Annotated in this window: 20 protein-coding genes; 6 read left to right on the top strand and 14 right to left on the bottom strand. The window is 66.0% G+C overall.

Going from position 1 to position 22361, the window contains the following annotated elements; translation table 11 throughout:
* Nucleotides 1-171: 171 nt before the first annotated feature.
* Nucleotides 172-879, top strand: coding sequence for an acid phosphatase (locus CFB24_RS03260; protein ID WP_088519109.1), 708 nt, complete (start codon nt 172-174; stop codon nt 877-879).
* A 19-nt stretch (nt 880-898) separates the two neighbouring features.
* On the opposite strand, the gene CFB24_RS03265 is transcribed toward CFB24_RS03260, so the two are convergent.
* The 3 genes from CFB24_RS03265 to CFB24_RS03275 are packed head-to-tail and all read right to left on the bottom strand — an operon-like array spanning nt 899 to nt 3318.
* Nucleotides 899-1216 (bottom strand): hypothetical protein, encoded by a 318-nt coding sequence (locus CFB24_RS03265; protein ID WP_088519110.1) that lies wholly within the window; start codon nt 1214-1216, stop codon nt 899-901.
* Between the two features lie 13 nt (nt 1217-1229).
* Nucleotides 1230-2399, bottom strand: a complete 1170-nt coding sequence (locus CFB24_RS03270) for a lytic murein transglycosylase (RefSeq protein ID WP_088519111.1) — start codon at nt 2397-2399, stop codon at nt 1230-1232.
* A gap of 7 nt (nt 2400-2406) precedes the next feature.
* Nucleotides 2407-3318 (bottom strand): DMT family transporter, encoded by a 912-nt coding sequence (locus tag CFB24_RS03275; RefSeq protein ID WP_244593113.1) that lies wholly within the window; start codon nt 3316-3318, stop codon nt 2407-2409.
* A gap of 137 nt (nt 3319-3455) precedes the next feature.
* Between CFB24_RS03275 and CFB24_RS03280 the strand changes: the two genes are divergently transcribed.
* Entirely contained in the window at nt 3456-5075 is a 1620-nt protein-coding gene (locus tag CFB24_RS03280; protein ID WP_088519112.1) for a mucoidy inhibitor MuiA family protein, read from the top strand.
* 135 nt (nt 5076-5210) lie between these two features.
* On the opposite strand, the gene CFB24_RS22970 is transcribed toward CFB24_RS03280, so the two are convergent.
* The 7 genes from CFB24_RS22970 to CFB24_RS03310 all read right to left on the bottom strand — a co-directional run bounded on the left by CFB24_RS22970 (nt 5211) and on the right by CFB24_RS03310 (nt 11801).
* A complete protein-coding gene (locus CFB24_RS22970) occupies nt 5211-5378 on the bottom strand; it encodes a class I SAM-dependent methyltransferase (RefSeq protein ID WP_158255140.1) in 168 nt (55 codons plus the stop codon).
* A 124-nt stretch (nt 5379-5502) separates the two neighbouring features.
* On the bottom strand, nt 5503-5874 hold the full coding sequence (locus CFB24_RS03285; protein ID WP_088519113.1) for an SUF system Fe-S cluster assembly protein: 372 nt from the start codon (nt 5872-5874) through the stop codon (nt 5503-5505).
* A gap of 26 nt (nt 5875-5900) precedes the next feature.
* Nucleotides 5901-7136, bottom strand: coding sequence for a cysteine desulfurase (locus tag CFB24_RS03290; RefSeq protein WP_088519114.1), 1236 nt, complete (start codon nt 7134-7136; stop codon nt 5901-5903).
* Nucleotides 7133-8380, bottom strand: a complete 1248-nt coding sequence (locus tag CFB24_RS03295) for a SufB/SufD family protein (protein WP_088519115.1) — start codon at nt 8378-8380, stop codon at nt 7133-7135. Before CFB24_RS03295 ends, CFB24_RS03290 begins: the two co-directional genes overlap by 4 nt.
* Nucleotides 8377-9129 carry a Fe-S cluster assembly ATPase SufC gene (gene sufC, locus CFB24_RS03300; RefSeq protein ID WP_088519116.1) on the bottom strand — a complete coding sequence of 251 codons (753 nt, stop codon included), beginning with the start codon at nt 9127-9129 and terminating at the stop codon, nt 8377-8379. Before sufC ends, CFB24_RS03295 begins: the two co-directional genes overlap by 4 nt.
* 14 nt (nt 9130-9143) lie before the next feature.
* Nucleotides 9144-10613 carry a Fe-S cluster assembly protein SufB gene (sufB, locus tag CFB24_RS03305; RefSeq protein ID WP_088519117.1) on the bottom strand — a complete coding sequence of 490 codons (1470 nt, stop codon included), beginning with the start codon at nt 10611-10613 and terminating at the stop codon, nt 9144-9146.
* A gap of 63 nt (nt 10614-10676) precedes the next feature.
* The gene (locus CFB24_RS03310) at nt 10677-11801 is read right to left on the bottom strand and encodes a cysteine desulfurase family protein (RefSeq protein WP_088519118.1); all 1125 of its coding nucleotides are present in this window, start codon (nt 11799-11801) and stop codon (nt 10677-10679) included.
* A 63-nt stretch (nt 11802-11864) separates the two neighbouring features.
* Here CFB24_RS03310 and CFB24_RS03315 point away from each other — a divergent pair, with 63 nt between their 5' ends.
* On the top strand, nt 11865-13289 hold the full coding sequence (locus CFB24_RS03315) for a pyridoxal phosphate-dependent decarboxylase family protein (protein WP_088519119.1): 1425 nt from the start codon (nt 11865-11867) through the stop codon (nt 13287-13289).
* On the opposite strand, the gene CFB24_RS03320 is transcribed toward CFB24_RS03315, so the two are convergent.
* Nucleotides 13280-13474: a hypothetical protein gene (locus CFB24_RS03320; protein WP_088519120.1), complete on the bottom strand. Its 195-nt coding sequence runs from the start codon at nt 13472-13474 to the stop codon at nt 13280-13282. The two genes, CFB24_RS03315 and CFB24_RS03320, sit on opposite strands and share 10 nt — an antisense overlap.
* Before the next feature lie 171 nt (nt 13475-13645).
* Between CFB24_RS03320 and CFB24_RS03325 the strand changes: the two genes are divergently transcribed.
* A complete protein-coding gene (locus CFB24_RS03325) occupies nt 13646-15379 on the top strand; it encodes a glycosyltransferase family A protein (protein ID WP_088519121.1) in 1734 nt (577 codons plus the stop codon).
* 52 nt (nt 15380-15431) lie between these two features.
* Here the strand turns inward: CFB24_RS03325 and CFB24_RS03330 are convergent, their stop codons facing one another.
* Nucleotides 15432-17246, bottom strand: a complete 1815-nt coding sequence (locus CFB24_RS03330) for a DUF4422 domain-containing protein (RefSeq protein ID WP_088519122.1) — start codon at nt 17244-17246, stop codon at nt 15432-15434.
* A 303-nt stretch (nt 17247-17549) separates the two neighbouring features.
* On the opposite strand from CFB24_RS03330, the gene CFB24_RS03335 reads away from it, so the two are divergent.
* Nucleotides 17550-19886 (top strand): glycosyltransferase, encoded by a 2337-nt coding sequence (locus tag CFB24_RS03335; RefSeq protein ID WP_088519123.1) that lies wholly within the window; start codon nt 17550-17552, stop codon nt 19884-19886.
* A gap of 28 nt (nt 19887-19914) precedes the next feature.
* Here the strand turns inward: CFB24_RS03335 and CFB24_RS03340 are convergent, their stop codons facing one another.
* Nucleotides 19915-20844, bottom strand: coding sequence for a histone deacetylase family protein (locus tag CFB24_RS03340; protein WP_088519124.1), 930 nt, complete (start codon nt 20842-20844; stop codon nt 19915-19917).
* 538 nt (nt 20845-21382) lie between these two features.
* On the opposite strand from CFB24_RS03340, the gene CFB24_RS03345 reads away from it, so the two are divergent.
* Nucleotides 21383-21997, top strand: coding sequence for a L,D-transpeptidase (locus tag CFB24_RS03345; protein WP_088519125.1), 615 nt, complete (start codon nt 21383-21385; stop codon nt 21995-21997).
* A 151-nt stretch (nt 21998-22148) separates the two neighbouring features.
* Here CFB24_RS03345 and CFB24_RS03350 read toward each other — a convergent pair whose 3' ends face one another.
* The gene (locus CFB24_RS03350) at nt 22149-22358 is read right to left on the bottom strand and encodes a hypothetical protein (RefSeq protein WP_088519126.1); all 210 of its coding nucleotides are present in this window, start codon (nt 22356-22358) and stop codon (nt 22149-22151) included.
* Nucleotides 22359-22361: the final 3 nt, after the last annotated feature.

Raw genomic sequence — 22361 nt, forward strand, 5'->3', positions numbered from 1 at the left:
AACGCCCAAGGAGGGCTGCAGCACAGGCGAGGCCTGCGCTACGAGGTCTAATCTATGTTGCGACGCACAAAATGTCAATGCTTTTGCTGCGACGCATCATTGCAAAGTCGCCAGCGGGCGGCGATACAGGCGCTCCGCCGTGTGTCGCGAGCATGGCCGCCTGGAGGAAAAATGCAGAAATCCGCCCTTCTCGTCTCCGTCGCTCTGGTTTTGACGCCGGTTTCCGCCCTGGCGCGGGAGGCGGTGTTCGTCACGCCCGAACAATCCGAAGCTATCCTGATCGTGCCGCCGCCGCCGGCGGACGGGTCCGAGGCGCATCAGGCCGATCTGGCGCGGCTGCACGAGATCGAGCGCACGCGCACGCCGCAACAGGAGGAGGCCGCGCGCGCCGACGCCGGCAACCAAACGATTTTCATGTTCAAGCCGCTGTTCGGCGATGTTTTTTCCGAAGCGAACCTGCCGCTGACGGTCGCCCTGGCCCGTCGCGTTTTCGAAGACGCCAAGGTCAATGTCGGCGCGGCCAAACATTTGTATAATCGCAAGCGGCCCTATGCGGCGGATCCGACGCTGCATCCGGCCTGCCCCACCACGCCCAAGGACGATTCTTATCCGAGCGGCCACAGCATGGTCGGCTGGCTGCTCGGCCTGACCCTGGTGGAAATGGTTCCCGAGCGGCGCGACGACATTCTCGCCCGCGCCGCCGGCTTCGCCTTCGCCCGCAATATCTGCGGCGTGCATTACCCCAGCGATATCGAAGCAGCCCGGGCGCTGGCCTATGCGGTTCACGGCGCGCTGGCGCAGAACCCGAGCTACAAGACGGAGCTGGCGGCGGCCCGCGCGGAATTGCGCAAGGCGCTGAACCTGCCGGAGACGCCGTAAACCCGGCGCTCCCGGCGGATCACTCCATGCCGGCGACGGTGTGGTCCTGATTGAAGCCGCGATTGAGCATGATCGACTGGGCGTGGCCCTGCGCGTCATGCCATTTGGCGCGGCAGATCTGCGGACCGCACCAGATTTCGGGGAAGTGGTACAGCGGCTTGCCATTGGCCATGCGCGCGCCATAGGAGGCGTCGGGCCTCCAGCCCTGGGCGATCAGGGCGGCGCGCGCTTCCATATAGGGCTCGCCGGAGGCGACCTGCGCCAGCGCCGGCGCCGCCAGCGCGCCGGCCAGCGCCAAGGTCGCCAACGTCGTCACCCCGAAAAAACCTGTCTTCATTGCTCATTCTCCATCAATTCGCGCGCAAAAGGTCGAGGACAGCGCGCGAGGGATACCCATCGGCCCTGGCCACCCCGGCGCCGCGTTGCAGGGCGTGAATGGCCAGCCGCGTCACCGGCCCGAATCGTCCGTCGATCTTGCCGTCGTACAGCCCCTTTTGCATCAGGCCACGCTGAATGTCCGCGCGCTCCTCCGCCGAAAGCGGCTGCGCCTCGGCCGGCCACGCCTGCCGCAGCGCGGGCCGGCCGGCGATGCGCTCAGCCAGCACCGAACCGGCGAAGGCGTAGGAGTCCGAAAAATTATAGGCCTTCAGCACGAAGAAATTTTCGGACAGCAGGAAGGCCGGCCCCTCGGCGCCGACCGGGAAGAACAGCATGGCCGCCCCGGCGCGCGGCAGATCGGCCTGCGCGCCGCCGTCCAGCGGCTTGAACCCCGCCGCGCGCCAGGCGGCAAAATCCTGCTTCAGCGTGGCATAGTCGAAACCTTCCGGCGCGCGCGTTTCGATCAGGGGAGCGAGGCCCGCCGCCCAGCTGCTTTCATGCAGGAAATTGCCGATCGACAGCAACGAATCCGGCGCGTTCCAGATGTCGGGCGCGCCGCCGGACGCACTTTTGGCGTATTTGAGATAGGCGGAGGGCATGAATTGCGGATCGCCCATCGCCCCCGCCCAGGATCCCCGAAGCTTTTCGCGCGGCAGGCCCTTTTGCAGCAGGACGAGTCCGGCGACGAATTCCTGCGCATAGACGGGATTATCGGGATGCAGGAACGCCAGCGTCGCGAGGGTGCGGAAAATGTCGCGGTCGCCGCGCGAGCGGCCGAAATCGCTTTCCATGCCCCACAGCGCGACGATCATCTCGCCGGGAACCCCGGCGGCGCGGGAAGCCGCGTTCAAGGCAGTGGCGTTTTTCTGCGCGGCGTCTCGCCCCGCCTTGGCGCGGGCGGGTGAAGCGGCCTCATCGACATAGGTTTTCAGCGGCCGGGTGAACTCGCCCTGCCCCGCGCGCTTGCCGGACAGCGACGGATCCTGGCTCAAGCCGCCGATCACGGATTCGAAAATCTCGTCGGACACGCCGGCGGCGCGGGCGGTACCGCGGAACCCCTCGACGAAGCCGGCGAAATCCTCCGCCCAGGCCGGGCTGGCGGCCAGCGCCGCCGCCAGGCTCAAGAATGCGCGTCGATCCATGGTTCCCTCACCTGCGCCCGCCCCATTCAGCCAGAGCTATGCCAGACAAACCGAGAATCATGGCGGCGGCGTGATAGGGGTGAAACGGCTCGCCGAGCAGGCTTATCGCAAACACGGCCCCGAACAAAGGCGTCAGATTGGTGAAAATTCCGGCGCGCCCCGGCCCGATCAACTGCACCGCGCGCATGAAGAAAATCTGCGACATCAGCGACGGAAACAGCGCGACGAACAACACGAAGGCCCAGCCCGTGGGCGAGGGCCAGAAGAAGCCGCCGGAGGCGATCTCCCAAGCGAACAGGGGCAGCGATTCGACGAAAGCCGCCACCGCCATGCCGGCGAAAAACACCAGCGGCGGCAGCGGCGGCCGGTCGCGCAGCGACACGGTGTAGAGCGCGTAGAGCACGCAGGCGACGAGCATCATCGCGTCGCCGCTGTTGAGCGACAGCGCGCCCAGGCGCAACGGATCGCCCTGCGCGGCGATCAGGCCGACGCCGCAAAACGACAGGGCCATGCCGGCGAACTGCAGTGGACGCGCCGGGAAGCCCTTGAACAGGGCGCCGAGCGCCAGCACGCTCGCGGGAATCGCGCCTTGCAGCAGGCCGAGGTTGACGGCGCTGGTGCGCGATCCCGCAAGATAAAACAGCACGTTGAAGCCGGTATAGCCGCTCAGCGCCATCAGGCACATATACAGCTTGCGCGTCCGAAGAACAGGCCAGGCCTTGCGCAAGTCCTCGCGCAGGAACGGCAGGATCATGGCGCACACCAGCAGCCAGCGCAGGGTGACGAGCGTGAGCGGCGGAACCTCGCCGACGGCGGCGCGGCTCACCACGCCATGCGCGCCCCACATGGCGGCGGTCAGAACGAGCAAGGTCACCGCGCTGCCGTTGAGGGCGCGGTGGGCGCGAATCCATGCGGTCACCTGTTTCTCCTTGGCCGAGACCTTTGGCGGCGCGCGCGCGAATGTCCAGCGCCGGCCGCGCAAGCGGCGCTTGCGCCGAAAAAAACGCGCAATCGCGCGGTTAGTGTGCGGCCAAGGTTCCGACCCAGAGGATTTTCATGCGCCTGTTGATTTCTTTCGCCGCCCTTTGCCTCGCCTGTCCCGCGCTCGCGGCGGAGATCGAAGCCGCCTCGCGGGTGGAGGCCGTCACGCTCTATCCCGACGCCGCCCAGGCCACCCGCGTGGTCGACGTCGATCTGCCCGCCGGCGCCAGCCGGGTGCTGCTGCGCGGCCTTCCGGCGACGCTCGACGCCGCCACGCTGCAAATCGCCGGCGCGGGCGAAGCGGCTCTGACGCTTGGCGCGGTGGATGTGCGCCGCGCGCCCGCGCCCAAATTGGACGGCGAGTTCGAGACCTCGCTGAAAGGCTTGCGCGACGAGCGCGACGCCGCGCAGGTCAAGGCCGACGCGCTCGCCGCCAAGGCGGCGATGATCCAGGCCTATGGGCAGAAAGGCCCGGCCCGGATCGACGACAAGCCGCTGTCGGCGCAGGAGTGGAGCGCGGCCTTCGATCTGGTGGGAAGCGCGCTGGCCAGGACCGGCGAGGAGCTGCGGCTGGCCCGCGCCGCCGTCGCGGAGATCGAGGCGAGGATCAAGGCCCAGGAAGCCGCCCGGCCGCCACACGGGCCGCGCGGCGCGGCGCAGGATGTGGCTGTGGACGTCGAGGCGCCGTCAGCAGGCAAGTACAGCCTCAGCCTGACCTATCGCCTGCGCGGGGCCCGCTGGACGCCGGCCTATGAGGCGCGGCTGACCATGGGCGACAAGGGCAAGGGCGCGAAGCTGGAAGTGCTGCGCCGGGCCGCGATCAGCCAGCGCACCGGCGAGGATTGGAGCGACGTCAGTCTGAGCCTCGCCGCCTTCCCGGCCGCCTCCGGCGCCAGCGCGCCCGAGCCGCAGCCGCAAAAGCTGGAGTTTTTCGAGCCGCAGCCGATGGGAGGCCTGATGCGCGCCGTCCCGGCGCCCGCCGCCGCGCCGCCCGCCCCGGAGATGGCCGACGCCGCGCCCAAGCGCCGCGAGGCGGCGAAGCCGCAAATGGCGCAACTCGACTTCAACGGCGTGCAGGCGTTGTTCCGCGCCCCTGGCAAGGTGAGCCTCGCCTCCGACGGGACAACGAAACTGGTGGCGCTGTCGACGCAATCGCCCGTCGCGGAGTTGAGCTGGAAAACCGCCCCGGCGCTCGACCCTCGCGCGTTTCTTTCGGCGCATTTCGTCAACGGCGAGGAGGCGCCGCTGCTGCCCGGCCCGGTGACGCTCTATCGCGACGGCGCGATGATCGGCCAGGGCGCGTTGAAGCTGATCGCCAGCCAGGAGGGCGCCGATCTCGGCTTCGGGCCGGACGAACGGGTGACGGTCACGCGCAGCCCGGTTAAGCGCAAGGAAAACGAGCCGAGCTGGTACGGTCAGACCAAGACGGAAACGCGCGACTACAAGACCGTGCTGCGCAACCTGCACGACTTCCCCGTCGCTCTGCTGGCGATGGACCAGACGCCCTATTCCGAGACCAACGCCATTACGGTCGAGCTTCTGCCGCAGACCACGCAAGGCGCCGACAAGGACCCCGAGGGCAAGCGCGGCCTGCTCGAATGGCGCCTGACGCTGGCGCCGAACGAGAGCAAGGAGCTGCGCCTCGCCTATCGCATGAAATGGCCGGCGGATCGCGAGGTGATCGGCGCGCCCTGAGCGGCCCGCGCGGGGCCGAACGCCTGCGCGAAAGCGGCGGCGATCTCGTCAAGCCGTGCGGCGAGCCGAGCGCCACGCCCTCGGCGAAAGCGCGAAAGGTTTCCAGTCCCACGATGCGCGGCAGGATGTCGACGCTCACGTCGCCAAAACCGGCGCCGCGCGGCGCAGCCGGTTCATGGCGATGTGCTCAAAGGGATTGGCGTCCGTCGAATCCCAAACGCAGACATGATAGGCGCCGCCGGGCTTGAGGACGCGGCGCGCCTCACGATGCGCCCGATCCTTACTGGCGGACGACGGCGTCAAAAGCGGCCTTCCGCAAAAGGCAGGCTTTGGGCGTCGGCGACTTGAACGGTCGTCATCTCGCCGCGCCATCGTCTCCGCGTAGTTTTCGCCCTCAGGCCGGCGAGATGCCAAGCGGCGGCTCCGCTCACCACATGTCGAGCGCGACGCGCGCCTCGTCCGACATGCGGCTCTGGTCCCACGGCGGATCGAACACCATTTTCACCTCGACGCCGGCGACGCCGGGAACGGCGGAAACCGCATTCTCCACCCAGATCGGCATTTCGCCCGCCACCGGACAGCCCGGCGCGGTCAAGGTCATGTCGATCTTGACGAAATGGCTGTCGTCGATCTCGACGCGATAGATCAGGCCGAGCTCGTAGATATCGGCGGGAATCTCCGGGTCGTAAACAGTCTTCAGCGCGGCGACGATGCCCTCGGTGAGTTGGTCGCAATCCTGCGCGCGCAAAGCCTCGGCGGCGATCTCGGGATGATTGGGCTGGGTGTCGGTCTCGGTCATCTTCGGGTCTATCCTGGCGAAATTCCTCAGGCGAACAAATCGGCGGCGTGTGTCAGGGCGACGACCAGCGCATCCACTTCCTCGCGCGTATTGTAAAGGGCGAAGGACGCCCGGCACGTCGATGTCACGCCATAGCGCGCCAGCAAGGGCTGGGCGCAATGCGTGCCGGCGCGCACCGCGACGCCGGCGCGGTCGATCACCGTCGCCACGTCATGGGCGTGCGCGCCGTTCATCTCGAACGAGAACAGCGCGCCCTTGCCCGGCGCCGTTCCGATCAGCCGCAGGAACGACAGATCGGCCAGACGCGCGCCGGCGTAGGCCGCAAGATCGGCCTCATGGGCGCGGATGGCGTCGCGGCCGAGCGTCTCCATATAGTCGAGCGCGGCGCCCAGGCCGATCGCCTCGACGATCGGCGGCGTGCCCGCCTCGAACCGATGCGGCGGAGCGCCATAAGTGACGTTTTCGCAGGTCACGGTTTCGATCATCTCGCCGCCGCCGGCGAAGGGCGGCAGTTTCGCCAGCCAGTCCAGCTTGCCGTAGAGCGCGCCGATTCCGGTGGGACCATACAGCTTGTGGCCGGTGACGACGTAGAAATCGACGTCGAGATCGCGCACGTCGACATGCGCGTGGACCGCGCCCTGAGAGCCGTCGATCAGCACGGGGATGCCGCGCGCATGGGCGATCCGCACGATCTCCTTCACCGGCGTCACCGTGCCCAGCACATTGGACATGTGGGTGAGCGCGACGATCTTGGTGCGATCCGTAAGAGCTTCCTCGAAGCGTTGCAGCGAGAAGCTTCCATCGTCCTCGACGTCGACCCATTTCAGCACGGCGCCTTTGCGCTCGCGCAGGAAATGCCAGGGCACGATATTGGAATGATGCTCCATGATCGAGAGCACGATTTCATCGCCCGCATTGATATGCGCCTGGCCGAACGAGGAGGCGACGAGATTGAAAGCCTCGGTGGCGCCGCGGGTGAAAATGATTTCGTCGGTCGAGCCGGCGTTGAGGAAGGCGCGCACTTTTTCGCGCGCGGCTTCATAGGCGTCGGTCGCGACGTTGGCGAGGTAATGCAGGCCGCGATGCACATTGGAATATTCATGCTCGAAGGCATGAGTCACGCGCGAGATCACCTGACGCGGCTTTTGCGCGCTGGCGGCGTTATCCAGGTAAACCAGCGGCTTGCCATAGGGCCGTTCCGCAAGAATGGGAAAGTCCGCGCGGATTTTCGCGAGGTCGTAAATCGGCTTCATCTGATTCATGCCGGCTTCTCCTCGCCCAGCAGTTCGGACAGATCGGCGCGCAGCACATCGCGCAAAGCCTCGCTGTCCAGCATTTCGAAAACATCGGCGGCGAAGGCGTCGATCAGGATTTTTTCCGCCTCGATATGAGGCACGCCGCGCGTCTCCAGATAGAACAGCTGTTGCGCGTCGAGCTTGGTCACCGCCGCGCCATGGCCGCAGGCGACGTCGTCGGCGAAAATCTCCAGCTCCGGCTTGGCCGACAGCGCGGCTTCGTCCGACAGCAGCAGGCCCCGGCACATCATCTTGCCGTCGGTTTTCTGCGCATGCGGCGGCACGACGATCTTGCCCTGGAACACGCCATTGGCGTGATCGCCGAGCACATATTTGAACGTCTCGCGGCTGGTGCAGGCGGGCGCGTCGTGACGCACCGCCAGCGTGACGTCGGCGTGATCGGTGCGGCCCAGAATGGCCGCGCCGGCGAGTTGCAATTCGGCGCCCTCGCCCGCGAGCGACACGAAATATTGCCGCCGCAGAAACGGCGTCTGCGCCAGCAGCGCGACGGAGCGCAGATTCGCCCGCGCCGCCAGCGTCACGTTGAGCGACTGCACCTCGACGCTGGCCGTCTCGCGGCAGCGGCAGGCGTAATCGAGTTGCGCGTCCTCGCCCAAGGCGATGAACAGCGCGCTGTCGCCGAAGCCGGCGAATCCCTCGTCGCGCGTCTCGACAATTTTCGCGTGCGCACCCGCTCCGAGCCGGATGAGGTTGCGGCCGAAGCGGCTGCGGTCCGTCTCGGCGCCCGCCAGCGCGACGATCTCGATGACCGTTTCGACGCGCGCGCCCGCGGCGATGTCCAGCACGAAGCCGCCGCGCGCGAGCGCCGCATTGAGATCCAGCAGCGCATCGGCGGTCTCGCCCGCGAAATCCGCTTCGCCGGCGCGGATAATTTCGACGCCGGCCACGGCGGAAAAATCATCCGAAAGCTCCGGCGCATAAAAACCGTCCACGGTGACGACGCGCAAAAACGCGCCGGCCGCGAGCTTTTGCCGCGCCACGGCGCGCGCCGCCTCGTCCGGCGCCCGCGCCAGCGGGGGAACCGCGCGCAGCCGGGCGCGCAGGTCCGAATAATGCCAGCTTTCGACGCGGCGATTGGGCAGGCCCGCCTTGCGGAACTGATCGAAGAACAGGCGCGCCGACGGCGACGCGTCCGCCGGCAGGAATGTCGCCAAATCCTCCTCGGCGGGATTGGGCGCGAGCGCGGTCACGCGGCGGCTCCTTCCGTGTAATCGGCGTAGCCGGTGGCCTCCAGCGCCAGCGCCAGGTCGGGGCCGCCGCTTCTGACGATCTTGCCGCGCGACATCACATGGACCACGTCGGGCGGGATGAAGTTGAGCAGGCGCTGGTAATGGGTGATCACCAGCAGGCTGCGCCCCTCGCCGCGCAGGGCGTTGACGCCTTCCGCGCAGGTTTTCAGCGCGTCGATGTCGAGGCCGGAATCCATTTCGTCGAGAATGGCGAAGCGCGGCTCCAGCAAGGCCATTTGCAGAACTTCCATGCGCTTCTTCTCGCCGCCGGAAAAGCCGACGTTGACCGGGCGCTTGAGCATGTCCTGAGAAATGTTCAATTTCGCGGCGGCAGCGCGCACCTGCTTCATGAATTCGAGCGTCGGCAGCTCCGCTTCGCCGCGCGCCTTGCGTTGGGCGTTGAGGGCGGCCTTGAGGAAGGTCATGGTGGCGACGCCGGGGATTTCCAGCGGATACTGGAACACCAGGAAAAGGCCGCGCGCCGCGCGTTCGGCCGGCGACATTTCCAGAATGTCCGCGCCGTCGAGCTTGATGCTCCCCTGCTCCACCTCGTAATCGGCGCGGCCGGCGACGACATAGGAGAGCGTCGATTTTCCCGAGCCGTTCGGCCCCATGATGGCTGCGACTTGTCCGTCCTCGACCGTCAGATTCAAACCGTCGAGAATTTTCTTGCCCGCCACCCTGACGTGAAGATTTTCGATCTCAAGCATGGTGCAAAATCCTGTCAGCCGACGCTGCCTTCGAGCGAAATCGCGATGAGTTTCTGCGCCTCCACGGCGAACTCCATCGGCAATTGCTGCAGCACGTCGCGCACGAAACCATTGACGATCAGCGCGGTCGCCTCCTCCGCCTCCAACCCGCGCTGCATGCAGTAGAACAGCTGGTCGTCGGAGATTTTCGACGTGGTCGCCTCATGCTCGAATTGCGCGGTGGAATTCTTCGCCTCGATGTAAGGCACGGTGTGGGCGCCGCATTGGTCGCCGATCAACAAGCTGTCGCAATTGGTGAAATTGCGCGCGTTCTGCGCCTTGCGATGCGCGAACACCTGGCCTCTATACGTGTTCTGCGACTGTCCCGCCGAAATGCCCTTGGAGATGATCCGGCTCGACGTGTTCTTGCCGAGATGCAGCATTTTCGTGCCGGAATCGACCTGTTGATGTCCGTTCGAGATCGCGATCGAGTAGAACTCGCCGCGCGAATGATCCCCGCGCAGGATGCAGGACGGATATTTCCAGGTGATGGCCGATCCCGTCTCCACCTGCGTCCAGGAAATCTTGGAGCGCGCGCCCCGGCAATCGCCGCGCTTGGTGACGAAATTGTAGATGCCGCCGCGTCCCTCGCTGTCGCCGGGATACCAGTTCTGCACGGTGGAATATTTGATCTCGGCGTCTTCGAGCGCGATCAGCTCGACCACGGCGGCGTGCAGCTGGTTCTCGTCGCGCTTGGGCGCGGTGCAGCCCTCCAGATAGGACACGTAGGAGCCGGCGTCCGCGATGATCAGCGTGCGCTCGAACTGGCCGGTGTTCTGCTCGTTGATGCGGAAATACGTGCTCAGTTCCATCGGGCAGCGCACGCCCGGCGGAATGTAGACGAAGGAGCCGTCGGAAAACACCGCCGAGTTCAAGGTCGCAAAGTAATTGTCGGTGACCGGAACCACCGAGCCCAGATATTTGCGCACCAGTTCGGGATAAGCCCGCACCGCCTCGGAAATCGGGCAGAAGATCACGCCAGCTTTCCCCAGCTCCTCCTTGAAGGTGGTGACCACCGACACGGAATCGAACACGGCGTCCACGGCGACGCGGCGCTCCTGCACGCCCGCCAGAATTTCCTGCTCGCTCAAGGGGATGCCGAGTTTTTCATAGGTGCGCAGCAGTTCGGGATCGACCTCGGCGAGCGTCTTCGGCCCCGCCGTCCCTTTCGGGGCGGAGTAATAATAAAGATCCTGATAGTTGATCTTCGGGTAATCGACCCGCGCCCAGCGCGGCTCCGCCATCGTCTCCCAACGCCTGTAGGCGTCGAGGCGCCATTGCGTCAGCCAGTCCGGCTCGCGCTTGCGGGCCGAAATGAAGCGAACGGTGTCCTCGTTCAGCCCCTTCGGGGCCTTGTCGGATTCGATCTCGGTGGTGAAACCGTATTTATAGGCGTCGACGTCAAGCGTCTTCACTGTGTCGACTGTCTGTTGGACCGCCGCCATTCATCTCTCCTCACCTAACGCGGGTTCAAGGCCCGCTGGTTGAGTATGGGCTGGCTGCCTCAGCTAGCGCCGCTGCATCCTGTGTCGCACTCTAGCCAAAATTGTAGCAAAAGCCACGCCCTCCGGTTCATTATTTGGCCACCCGAGCGAAATCCGCAAGGCGCAACGGGAAATCTCGGGCGGGATCCCCATGGCCGCCAGCACGGCGGAAGGCGCGACCTTGCCCGAAGAACAGGCCGAGCCTGAGGAAATCGCCACCCCTTCCACATCCAGCGCCGCGACCAGGGTTTCGGCGGGGAGGCCCGGCAAGGCGAAGGCCAAGGTGTTGGGCAGGCGCGGCGCATTGGCGCCGAACGCCACCGCTTCCGGGGCCAACGCCCGAACGTCGGCCTCGATGCGGTCGCGCAGCGCGCCGAGCCGGACCATCTCGTCCGCGCCGGTCGCGCAAACCTCCTGAAACGCCGCGCCCAAACCGGCGATGGCCGCGACATTTTCGGTGCCGCCGCGTTTGCCGCGCTCCTGCCCGCCGCCGCGCAACAAGGCTTGCGCCGGCATGACGGCGCGGCGCGAAAAAATCGCCGCGCCGACGCCCTTGGGGCCGCCGATCTTGTGGCTGGAGACGAACAGGACGTCGGCGCCGGTCGCCTCGAACGAACAGTCGATCCGGCCCAGCGCCTGCACCGCGTCGCACACCACAACGCCGCCGGCGTCATGAACCAGCGCGGCGGCCTCGGTGACGGGTTGAATGACGCCGGTTTCGTTATTGGCCGCCTGCAGCGCCAGCAGCGGCGTGACCACATCCACGAGGCGCGCGCGCAAATCGTTAAGGTCAAGCCGCCCGTCGGCGTCCAGCGCGACGGGGGACGCCGCGCCAAAACCATGGCCGGCGGCCACGCAGGGGTGTTCGCCGCCGCCGATCAGCAGCGTTTCGCAGGCGTATCCCGCCAGCGCGGGCTGCAAAACCATATTGGCCGACTCGGTCGCGCCGGAGGTGAAGACCACCAGTTCCGGCTTCACGCCGAAAGCGCGGGCGAGATGCGCGCGGGCGGTTTCGATCAGCGCCCGCGCCGCCCGTCCTTCCGCGTGCACCGACGAGGCGTTGCCGGCGTCGAGCGCCGCGATCATCGCCGCGCGCGCTGCTGGGCGCAGCGTCGAGGTCGCGTTATGGTCGAAATAGATGCGCGCCATTGAAAAGCTCCGGGCAAGTCGGGAGTGTCACTTAAGCCCGGCGCGCACAAGCGGAATTTGCTCATGTCCCAGACCTCGTCCCTCGATCCCGAAGACTGGGACGCATTCCGGCGCCTGAGCCACCAGGCGCTCGACGCCGCGCTCGACGATCTCATGCGCGTCCCGCAAGGCCCGGTCTGGCGCGAAACGCCGCCCGAGGTTCTGGCGCGCCTCGACGACGCCGCGCCCGAAGCGGGCGTCGGGCTCGAACAGGTTCTCGGCGAATTCGCGCGGGACATCCAGCCTTTTGGCGTCGGCAACCGCCATCCCGCCTTTTTCGGCTGGGCGCATGGCGCGGGAACGCCGGTCGGCATGATCGCCGAAATGCTCGCCGGCGAGCTGAACCTCAACTGCGGCGGGCGCAATCATATTGGCGTGGCGCTGGAACGGAAGATCGCCGCCGCTATGGCGGGAAAATTCGGCTTTCCCGCCACGGCGTCCGGCCTGTTCGTCACCGGCGCGTCGCAAGCCAATTTCCATGGCGTGCTGCTGGCCCGCCGCGCCGCTCTAGGCCCGGAGGTCCGCGTAAATGGCGTCGCGGGCGCGCCGTTGCGCGCCTATGCCTCGATTCAGGCCCATGCCTGTGTCGAACAGGCGATGGATCTCGCGGGGCTGGGTACGCAGGCGCTGCGGCCGATCCCCTGCGACGCGGAGGGGCGGATGCGGCTCGATCTGCTGCGCGACGCCATCGCCGCCGACCGCGACGCCGGCGCGCGGCCCTTCCTGCTGGTCGGCACGGCGGGAACAGTGAATTTCGGGGCGTTCGACCCATTGCCGGATTTGGCCGACATTGCGGCGCAGGAAAAGCTGTGGCTGCATGTGGACGGCGCGTTTGGCGCGCTGACGGTCTTTTCCGAACAGCTCAGGCCGCTGATCGCGGGGATTGAACGCGCTGATTCCCTCGCCTTCGACTTTCACAAATGGGCGCATGTTCCCTATGACGCCGGCTTCATCCTGGCGCGCGACGGCGCGGCGCAACGCGCGGCCTTCGCCGCCCCGGCGGCCTATCTGTCGCGGACCGAAACCGGCCTCGCCAAGGGCGAGACGTGGCCCTGCGACCTCGGCCCGGATCTTTCACGCGGATTTCGTGCGCTCAAAGTGTGGATGACGCTGCGCGCCTATGGCGTGGACCGGATCGGCGCCTGCATGGCGCGCAATTGCGCCGACGCCCGCGCGCTGGCGGCCCTGATCGACGAATCCATGGAATTCGAGCGGGCGGCGCCGGTTCCGCTCAATATTGTGTGCTTCCGCTTGCGGGATGGCGACGACGCCGCCAATCGCGCGCTGGTCGAGCGCCTGCAGGTCGCGGGCCTCGCGGCGCCCTCGCTGACGCGGCTCGAGGGCCGCACCGCGATCCGCTGCGCGCTGTTCAACCATCGCACCGGCGGTGAAGACGTGCGGGCCTTTTTCGACGCGGCGCGCCAACAGGCGAAAGCCGTTCAGAAATAATGACCCATGACGCGCATGAAGAAGGGCGAATCGCCGGTCGCCATCATCCAGGCGACGCTGCTGACGAACGCCACCGCCAGCGTTCCCAAAAACAAGCGTCCGAGGAAGGCGCGGGTTTCTCCGGTGGCGTCGTGCTTGCCGAGTAGCCGGCTCTGATCCTCGAAACGATGAACGAAACGTCCCATGCGGCCCTCCCGTCGGCCAAGAACGGCCAAGCTATTGCAACCATTGGTTGTTGTTGCAAGTTGACGGCGGAAGCTTGCTTTTTTGTTAATGCGGGCGCGCTGCGGGTTTCTCGCCTCTCGCGCGAAAAGGCCGTATGAGAGATCCCATCGGTTTGCTTTACGGGACACGCCATGGCGCGCGAGGGGCTTTTCGACGATCTGGATTGGGCCAATGAGGCCAATGCGCCGTTCTACGTCTGGCCCGCCGCGCGGCGATGGGATTTGGTCCTTACCTGCGGCGACCGGCTGGCGCCCGGCGCAGGCGGCGTCGGCGAAGACATTCTCCAACTGGTCGCCGCGCTGAAGGCGGAGGCTCCGGGGCGGGCCATTCTGCTGATTTGCGCCGAACCCGTCGATGCCCAGGCGAAGCCGGCGCTCGCGGGCGTTTGCGTCCTGGTCGCCCCGCCGCGCCGCTACGCCTTCGGCCGCTATGTCCATTTCCTCGAAGCGGCCGAGCTGCGTTTCGCCTACGCCGCGGCCGAACTGCTGGCGGAGCTGCAGCGGCGCGGCCATGAATTCGCCCTGGCCTGCTGCCCCGATCGCGGCGCCGAGGCGTTCTACCTGCAGAAGATGCGCCGCCACGGCCAGTTGCGTATCGACGGACTCACCCTGCGGCTTTATGGCCCGACGGCGCTGGATATGGCGGGGCCGCTGTGCGACGTGTCGCCGCAGACCCGCAACCTGCTGGTGGAGGAAATCGCCTGCCTCCAGCGCGCCGACCTGCTCGCGCATCGCGACGACGCCCTTTTCGCGCGCGTCGCCGAGCTGTGCCAGCGGTTCGGCTTCGACCCCGCGCCGCGCGGCCGGCGCGAGGGCGCGTCGCTGTGGAGCGCCCTGACCCCGCCGCCGCAGCCTGCGCGCGCCGAGCCGGCGGACCTCCCGGTCGGCTTCGTCATCCCGCACTTCAACGCCACCGAATATATCGAGGATTGCCTGATTTCGACCCGCGCCTGCGCGGAAGACGACGACGAAATCCTGGTGGTGGACGACGCCTCGCGGGCCGACGAAAAGACGGCGCTGCGCGCCATGATCGCGCGGCTGAACGCCGAAGGCGGCGTGCAGATCGTCCTGCATGAACTGCCGCACAACAGCGGCCCCGCCGCCGCCCGCAACGCCGGCGTCGCCCGGCTGACGCGCGCCCAGGCCCTCCAGTTCATCGACGCCGACGACGCGCTCAATCCCGACGGGTTCCGCGCCACGCGCCGCGCCCTGCGGCTCAACCCCGACCTCGCCATGGTCTATGGCCTGCAGCGCAATTTCGGCGCGGACCGGTTCTATTGGGTGACGATGGACGCCAACCCGCTCACCGCGTTCGAGGAAAACTATTGCCACAGTGCGCCGCTGGTGCGCCGCGCGGCTTTCGAGGCGCTGGGCGGGCAGACGCCGGGGATGCGCTATCATTATGAGGACTGGGAGTTCAACGTCCGCCTGTGCCTGTCCGGCCTCGCCGGCGAATTGGTGATCGCGCAGACCCAGCACTATCGGATGGGCCATGCCTCCCGCACGCTCGCCCATCTCGACCGGCTCGACCGATCCCGCCAGGACCTGTTCGCCCATATCGCGCGCGCGCCGCTGTCGGGAGACCCGCGCCGCGACCGTCTGGCCGCGACTCTCGCCAACTATGCGTCCATGCTCGAACGCGCTGGCCTGCTGCAGCCCGGCGCGGGGCAGCGCCGCGACACGCCGGATCCGCCCGCGCCGGAACCGGAGCCGGAGCCCATCGTGGAGCGCCGGACCGTGGAAATCGTCGAGATCGTCGATCTCGAGGAACGGATCAAGGCGCTCCCCCTGCCGCTTTGGCGGCGCAAGCTGGCCCGCTTCGCGCTGTCGGCCTCGCGCCGCATCGGCGGCGCGCGCCGCAAATAAGCTCAAGCCCCTTCGGCGAAGCGGTTTCCGCTTCGCTTGAAACGCTCTGGCGTCAGGCCTGACTCGTGAACAAGCGGCCGATCGCCTTGACGCGCGGCCGCATGCGGCGCTCGAACTGGCGCGCGAAATCGCGGTTGCGCCAGCGCCAGGCGGTCAGGTTGAACGCCAGCCTCGCCAAGGCGCCGCGCCGCCAGGGCGTCTCGTTGCGCCAGCGCCAATAGAGCGAGACCAGCGGGTGCTCGCAGCGCGGGTTCCAGGGCTTTGACGAATCTGTGTAATGAATCAGCCCCGGATGGAGCGCGGCGTCCTGGGCTTCGGTCTCGGAATATTTGTATTCCAGATCGTTCCAGCGGTAGAGCCGCGCATTGGCGTTCCAGCGCAACGGCAGAAGCTTCGTCTTGTCACAAAAGGCGATGTTGAGAATATCCTGGTCCTGAAGCGAGATCAGTTTCCGGTTATACGCATAGGATTCGAGATAGAGCAGATCGGCGTCGCAACCGCGCAGCTTTTCCAGGTTGAACACGCACACGCCCGCATTGAAATAGGTGTGGCTGAGCGGCAAGCCGAGCCGTCGTGTTTGCAGAACGCCGCCCTCGTCGGCGCAGGCGGCGGCGAAATTATCTTCGAGATCGACCCAAATCCGGCAGATGTTGTCGGCGAGAATCACATCGGCGTCGATATAGATGGTCTTCTTCACTTCCGCCGGCAAAACCTTGTGCAGCACCAGCCGGTAATAGGTCGCGCGGGAAATATGGGCGCGGTTGTTGGGGAAGAAGTCGAAATCCTTCGCCGGGATTTCGATGAAGTCGATCTGGGTTTCGGGGCGGCGCAGCAGCGAGGCCAACAGGCCGCGGCTGCGCGGCGACAGCGTCTCGTCGTGCAGAATGTGGATGGTGAGTTGCTGCCGCTCATGGATGTTGCCGAGCAGGGAGGCGATGGCGGCGCCGCAATGCGGGGCGTATGTGTCGTCGATGGCGAAAGTGACATGGACGCGCTCGGGGACGAGATAATCGCGCGCCGGCGCCGTTTGCGCTTCGATGTTGCGCAGCGCCTGGGCGCCGTCCGTGACAGGCTTGGCGAACACCCCGAAAACGACGCCGGCCTCGGCGACGCGCGCGCCCCGCGTCGCCTTGAGATAATCGATATAGGCGCCGCACAGGCGCTCGGACAGGAAGCCGAACACGCGCTTCTGATAGGAATCGTAGCCGGAAATATCGATCGCCTTCTCCGCCTCGAACAGGACGTCGAACAGCCATTCGGCGTAAGACTTGAAGTAATCCGAGCGCATCGCCATCAAGTTCGCGAAGGTGCAGCGCTCGGAATAGAGATAACGCAGCAAGAACGGGAAAATGTCCGGATATTTATTCTTGACGACCTCGATCACCGCATCGAGATCGCGAATATTGTGCTCCTTGGCGTAAAAGTCGTAATTGCTCATCACCAGATGACCCAATCCGACCGGATGCACATTCCAACGCGGCGAGGTGACAATGTCATATTGCTGGAAAACAGCCTCGATCTTCGGCCGCGTCCATCCGAGTTGCTCGACCTTTTCGCGGCTGAAATCGTTGAACGTATTGCTGGGCGCGCCGATGCGCTTGAAATTCAAAAAGCGGCGATACTGGAACAAGCCATAATATTCGGCGTCCACGTTCTTCCACATCCAGTAGAGCGCGGTCAGCTCGCAATAGCTCGGATTTTTCGACGAGATATTCTCACCCTCGTCGTCACGCACGCATTGCGGCAGCGGCGCCTTGGCCAGGGCGGCGCCCACCTGAATAGGCGTGAAAATCTCGTCGCGGAACAGCGGGCCGGGCTTGTGATGACAAACGAAAAACGCAAATTTTCGGTTAGAGTCCTGAGTCATTCGTCACCAAAAAGTTAAGACGCCGAAAGCGGGGCCAGCGTACGAATACAACCTCGTTAACCGCAGCGGTTCCCGCAAGTCAAGCAGAAATGACAGCATCCCGAATTTCGGGATAAACTTGGCGATTACCATCAAATCGTCACATGCGCGCCTCAGCCAACCAAAGACAGACTGTACGACAAGGCCTTGAAACAGTCCGGCGCGCCGCGCCTTGACGCGGCCGCCTTCCCAAGCGGAAACTTGACGGCAAGCCGATTTCATGGACTCCCCTTCAAGTCCTCCGACTCAGGAAACGTACAGCCGTTGACGCCCCTGTTTGAAGATCGCCACGAAAGTTTCAACCTCGCTCCGCGGCGCTGGGATTTCGTCCTGACCTGCTACGAGCCCCTGAGCCTGGTGACAGGCGGCATCGGCACGTATTCGCGGCTGTTGCTGCGCCTGTTGTCGCAACACGCCGACGGCCGCGCCATCCTGCTGATCTGCGCCGCCGATCTCGACCCACGCCTGAGGGATTTGCTGCCGAACATCTCGGTGATCGTGGCGCCGCCGATCCATCATCGCGCCGGCCTGCATATCGAGGATGTCGGCAACGACCACATGCGGTTTTCGCTGGCGGTGGCGGAGACGCTGCTGGCGCTGCAAAACCATGGCCACAGCTTCGGTTTGATCGAATTTCCCGATTACGGCATGGAGGGCTATTTCAGCCTGAAAATGCGCCGCCACGGGCAGTTGCGCGCGGAAAAGATGACCGTGCGGCTGCATTCGCCGCTGCTCATGCTGTTCGAGGATAACAACGACCCGCTTTGCGCCGACGACGTAATCCGGCGGCGCTCGCTGGGATATGAATTGTTCTGCTGTCGCCATGCCGACGCGCTGACCTATGGCGCGACCGCGATGCGCGAGCGGATCGAGGCGATCTGCCGCCGCAATGGCGTGGACATCGCCGCGCGCGTCGTCCGCATTGCCCATCCCAAGCCCGAGCCCGGCCTGTTCGGGCTGCAAACCGAGCACGAAGCGGCCCCGGAGGATGCGGCGACCCGCCCAGACGACCGCCCGCTCACCGTCTGCTATGTCGGCCGGTTGGAGAACCGCAAGGGAATCGCTCATTTCTTCGAGACCGTCGCCGACTCGCCGGACATTGTCGCCCTGATCAAGGCGCGGGGGCTGCGCTTCCAGCTGCTGGGCCTCGATCTGCCGCACGACGACAAGCGCAGCAACAGCGATGTGATCCGCGCCGCCGCCGAGCGGGCCGGCATCGCCGCCCAGGTCGAAATTTTCGGTTACATCGATCAGCAACGGCTGCCCTCGGAATTTCTGCCGCAGGCCGACGCCTTCGTGTTCCCGTCGATCTTCGAGAATTATCCCAACGCGCTGCTGGAGACGCTGCCGTTCGGCAAGCCGACGCTGGTCAGTTCGCGCGGCGGCATGCCGGAAATCGCCGCCCCCTTCCCCGCCGTGCGCTGCTACGACCCGCTGGCGCCCGATGCGCCCGAGGCCATTCTCGCCTTTCTGTCCGGGCTGACGCCCGGCGCGGGCGACCCTCAGGCGCGGCAAAAATTCAACCAGGTGGCGCGCGAGTCCAACGCCAAAATGCTCGCCGCCTATTTCGCCCTGGCCGAGGCGCCCGCCGCGCCACCGGCGGTGGAAGGCCCGGATTTCAGCGTCGCCTTCATCGTGCCGCATTACCACTGCGCCGACGATCTCGCCGATTGCCTCGCGTCGATCCGCGCCAGCGCCCAACCGGGCGATGAGATCATCGTGGTGGACGACGCCTCGGCGGCCGAGGAGGCGGCGCGCGTGGCGGCGATCGTGGCGCAGGCCAACGCCGCGGGAGCGCCGGACGTCCGCCTGATCGTCATGGCGCAAAACGGCGGCCCTTCGGCGGCGCGCAATTGCGGCGCGGCGGCGGTCGAACAGGCGCAGGCGCTGCAGTTTCTCGACGCCGACGACATGCTGGACGCCGACGGCTTCCGCGCGACACGCCGCGCCCTGCGCCTGAACCCTGACATCGACATGGTCTATGGCGTGCAGCGCTCCCACGGCGCGCGCAATCATTTCTGGTTCCCCACCGACGCCAATCCCATGACCGTGCTCGACGAAAATTGCGCCCACAGCGCCATTCTCGTGCGGAAATCCGCCTTCGACCGTCTTGGCGGCTATGCGCCGGAGATGCGCGCCCTGTTCGAGGACTGGGAGTTCAACGCCCGGTTCTGTCTGGCCGGCCTCACCGGCGAAACGGTGATGGCGCCGACGCAGCTCTACCGGGTGCGCCCGGCCTCGCGCTCGACCGACAACGCCGGCGCGCTGTTCGACGCGCGGCAGACCCTGCTCGCCCATCTCGCCCGCTGCGACAAGATCACCGGCGACGCGTTCTCGGATCTGCTGATCGCCGGGATCGCCGGCTACGCCTCGGTCCTGGTCCGGCACGGGCTGATCTCGCGCGCCGCGCTGCAGGACCCCGACGCCTTCAAGAAGGAGCCGGAGCGGATCGTGATCGAGGAGGTCGTGCATGTCGCGCGCGACGCCACCGTGCGCGATCTGCGCCAGCGCATCAAGCGCAACGATCTGCCGGGCTGGCGCAAGCTGGCGTCGAGCCTGCTGCTGTCGCTGACGAAAAAACTGGGCCGGCTGCCGGTCTGACGGCCGCCGCGTTATTCCCTGGCTTGAGCTAGACGCCCATGAGCGTCAGCACATGGGCGGCGGCGGAGCGCGCCAGCCCGTCGAGATCGTAGCCGCCTTCCAGCAGCGACACGACGCGGCCGCCGCATTTGCGGTCGGCGACGTCCATGAGCTTGGCGGTGGCCCAGCCGAAATCCGCCTCGGTCAGGTTGAGATTGGCCAGCGGGTCGCGCCGGTGACCATCGAAGCCGGCGGAAATGATCAGCAGGTCCGGGTTGAAATCCTCCAGCCGCGGCAGAATCGCGACTTCCATCGCCTCGCGGAAGTTCATGCCGCCGTCCCCGGCGGCGAGCGGCGCATTGACCATGTTGTTGTATTCGCCGCGCTCGCCGGCGGAACCGGTGCCGGGATACAGCGGCATTTCATGGGTCGAGGCGTACATCACCCGCGCGTCCGACCAGAAGATGTCCTGGGTGCCATTGCCGTGATGGGCGTCGAAATCCATGATGGCGACGCGTTCGGCGGCATGGATGGCGAGAGCGTGACGGGCGGCCACGGCGGCGTTGTTGAAGAAGCAGAAGCCCATGGGCGTCGCGCGTTCGGCGTGATGACCCGGCGGCCGCATGGCGACGAAGGCGTTGTCCACCTTGCGCGTCATCACCTCATCGACGGCCTGGCAGCAGCCGCCGATGGCGCGATAGGCGGCGGCCAGCGTGCCCGGGCTCATGGTGGTGTCGCTGTCGAGCTTGGCGAAACCGTCGCGCGGCGACGCCTGCTCCAGCGCCAACAGATAGGATTCGGGATGGACCCGCAGCACCTGCTCGCGCGACCCCTCGACCGCCTGGTCGCGGATCAGCGTCATGAATTTCTCATGTTCGAGGATGCGCTCCACCACCCGAACGCGGTCGGGACGTTCGGGATGCCCCGGCCCATTGTCGTGATCAAGCCCGCTGGGATGCGTGATGAGAAGCGTGTTCACTTTCTACTCGCCCATGTCCTCGACGGGCCCGCGCGCCACGCCTGCGAGCCGGCGGCGAAGTCCCGTGGATTTCCAGCTTCTGAACATGTCAAGCCAAGAGGCGGCGGAAAACGAAATCCGCCGCGTTTCCGGCCAAATCATTTCACGCGCGGGAAAAACCTCGGCGTCTACCTTCCCCAAACCTGCTTTTACGTGAAGCTCCGCCATAAGGCTGGCCTCACGCGTTTCTTGGCGGGAAAAGTCGCCCCTCCCGCTGCGGGATCAACATCGCGCTATTTGCCGGTCCTGTCCAACGTTGTTTGCCGTCTTGGCCGAAAGTCGTGTAAGCGGAGCCGCAAATTAACGCTGTCGCGCAAATCTCGTGCGACGATGGTTTTGCCCTTGCTGTGTCATTTTTAAGTAACGGTGTGGCTCATCGGTCACAGCGCCCGGCTTTTCGGGCGATTGCACGCCTTCGCGGGTGCAACCGGGGTGACGGGGCGGCTCGATATGTTAATTATCCAATCAATACACCGGGCGGATCAATTCGGGGCGGGCGATGAATTTTCGAATATTGGCGGTTTACGGTTTGATGGCGGCGGCTTTGGCCGGCTGCAACGGCGTGGGCGGCGTCCGCACGCCCGACCCCACCCTCAATTCCCGTGATAAGGAATTCCTGTCGCTGGCGCCCAATACAAATGTCGGCGGCGAATATGAACGCTTCATCGTGGACGATCCCACCGGCGCCGCGCCGGGTACGATCACCATCGATTCCAGCAAGAACTTCCTGTATTTCTCCATGCCCAACAAGAAGGCGATCCGCTACGGCGTCGCCACCGGCAGCGAGGCGGCCGGCTGGCGGGGCGAGGCGCGCGTCGGCAAGCTGGCGGAATGGCCCGGCTGGATGCCGCCGGCCGATATGCTGGAGCGTTGGCCGCACCTGCGCCCGACGGCGGAAGCCGGCGGCCTGCCGGGCGGCCCGGACAATCCGCTGGGCGCCCGCGCCATGTATCTGTTCCAGGGCAACAAGGACACGCTGTATCGCATCCACGGCACCAACGAGCCGGACAAGATCGGCCAGCACGTGTCGTCGGGCTGCATCCGCATGCGCAATGTCGATGCGATCGACCTTTACAACCGCGTCAAGATCGGAACCAAGGTCGTCGTGCTCTGAGCGCGACGCATTCCGATAAACCAACGCCCCCGGAAACGGGGGCGTTTTGCTTTGGCGGGAGCGAAGAATTCCCTCTCCCCGTCTCGGGCGAGGGCCGCAAGATCTCTGCAAGATCCCGGAAGAACCCGGCGACGTCGTTCGAAACGACGCGTCAGGCGGCTTTGCTGGGGAAGGTCACGACCTCGGCCGACGCGGCGCCAACCGTCTGGCGCTGCTCGATTTCCGCCAGCAGAAGATCCGGCGCAAACAGGGCCGCTTCGACGGCGGCCAGACCGATCTCTCGATAAAGCCGCGACTGCAGATCGCGCGCGTCCTGCCTGGGCGGCTGGGCGGGGATGGTTTTGGTGAACAACTCGCTCATGGG

The organism is Rhodoblastus acidophilus, from assembly GCF_900187365.1.
Classification (GTDB): domain Bacteria; phylum Pseudomonadota; class Alphaproteobacteria; order Rhizobiales; family Beijerinckiaceae; genus Rhodoblastus; species Rhodoblastus acidophilus.

What these genes read in the sequence shown, in the direction of transcription:
- CFB24_RS03310 (WP_088519118.1), bottom strand. Translation starts at nt 11,801, where the DNA reads ATGGCGCGCATCTATTTCGACCATAACGCGACCTCGACGCTGCGCCCA.
- sufB (WP_088519117.1), bottom strand. Translation starts at nt 10,613, where the DNA reads ATGGCGGCGGTCCAACAGACAGTCGACACAGTGAAGACGCTTGACGTC.
- CFB24_RS03265 (WP_088519110.1), bottom strand. Translation starts at nt 1,216, where the DNA reads ATGAAGACAGGTTTTTTCGGGGTGACGACGTTGGCGACCTTGGCGCTG.
- CFB24_RS03270 (WP_088519111.1), bottom strand. Translation starts at nt 2,399, where the DNA reads ATGGATCGACGCGCATTCTTGAGCCTGGCGGCGGCGCTGGCCGCCAGC.
- CFB24_RS03290 (WP_088519114.1), bottom strand. Translation starts at nt 7,136, where the DNA reads ATGAATCAGATGAAGCCGATTTACGACCTCGCGAAAATCCGCGCGGAC.
- CFB24_RS03325 (WP_088519121.1), top strand. Translation starts at nt 13,646, where the DNA reads ATGGCGCGCGAGGGGCTTTTCGACGATCTGGATTGGGCCAATGAGGCC.
- CFB24_RS03285 (WP_088519113.1), bottom strand. Translation starts at nt 5,874, where the DNA reads ATGACCGAGACCGACACCCAGCCCAATCATCCCGAGATCGCCGCCGAG.
- CFB24_RS03350 (WP_088519126.1), bottom strand. Translation starts at nt 22,358, where the DNA reads ATGAGCGAGTTGTTCACCAAAACCATCCCCGCCCAGCCGCCCAGGCAG.
- sufC (WP_088519116.1), bottom strand. Translation starts at nt 9,129, where the DNA reads ATGCTTGAGATCGAAAATCTTCACGTCAGGGTGGCGGGCAAGAAAATT.
- CFB24_RS03260 (WP_088519109.1), top strand. Translation starts at nt 172, where the DNA reads ATGCAGAAATCCGCCCTTCTCGTCTCCGTCGCTCTGGTTTTGACGCCG.
- CFB24_RS03315 (WP_088519119.1), top strand. Translation starts at nt 11,865, where the DNA reads ATGTCCCAGACCTCGTCCCTCGATCCCGAAGACTGGGACGCATTCCGG.
- CFB24_RS03280 (WP_088519112.1), top strand. Translation starts at nt 3,456, where the DNA reads ATGCGCCTGTTGATTTCTTTCGCCGCCCTTTGCCTCGCCTGTCCCGCG.
- CFB24_RS03320 (WP_088519120.1), bottom strand. Translation starts at nt 13,474, where the DNA reads ATGGGACGTTTCGTTCATCGTTTCGAGGATCAGAGCCGGCTACTCGGC.
- CFB24_RS03345 (WP_088519125.1), top strand. Translation starts at nt 21,383, where the DNA reads ATGAATTTTCGAATATTGGCGGTTTACGGTTTGATGGCGGCGGCTTTG.
- CFB24_RS03330 (WP_088519122.1), bottom strand. Translation starts at nt 17,246, where the DNA reads ATGACTCAGGACTCTAACCGAAAATTTGCGTTTTTCGTTTGTCATCAC.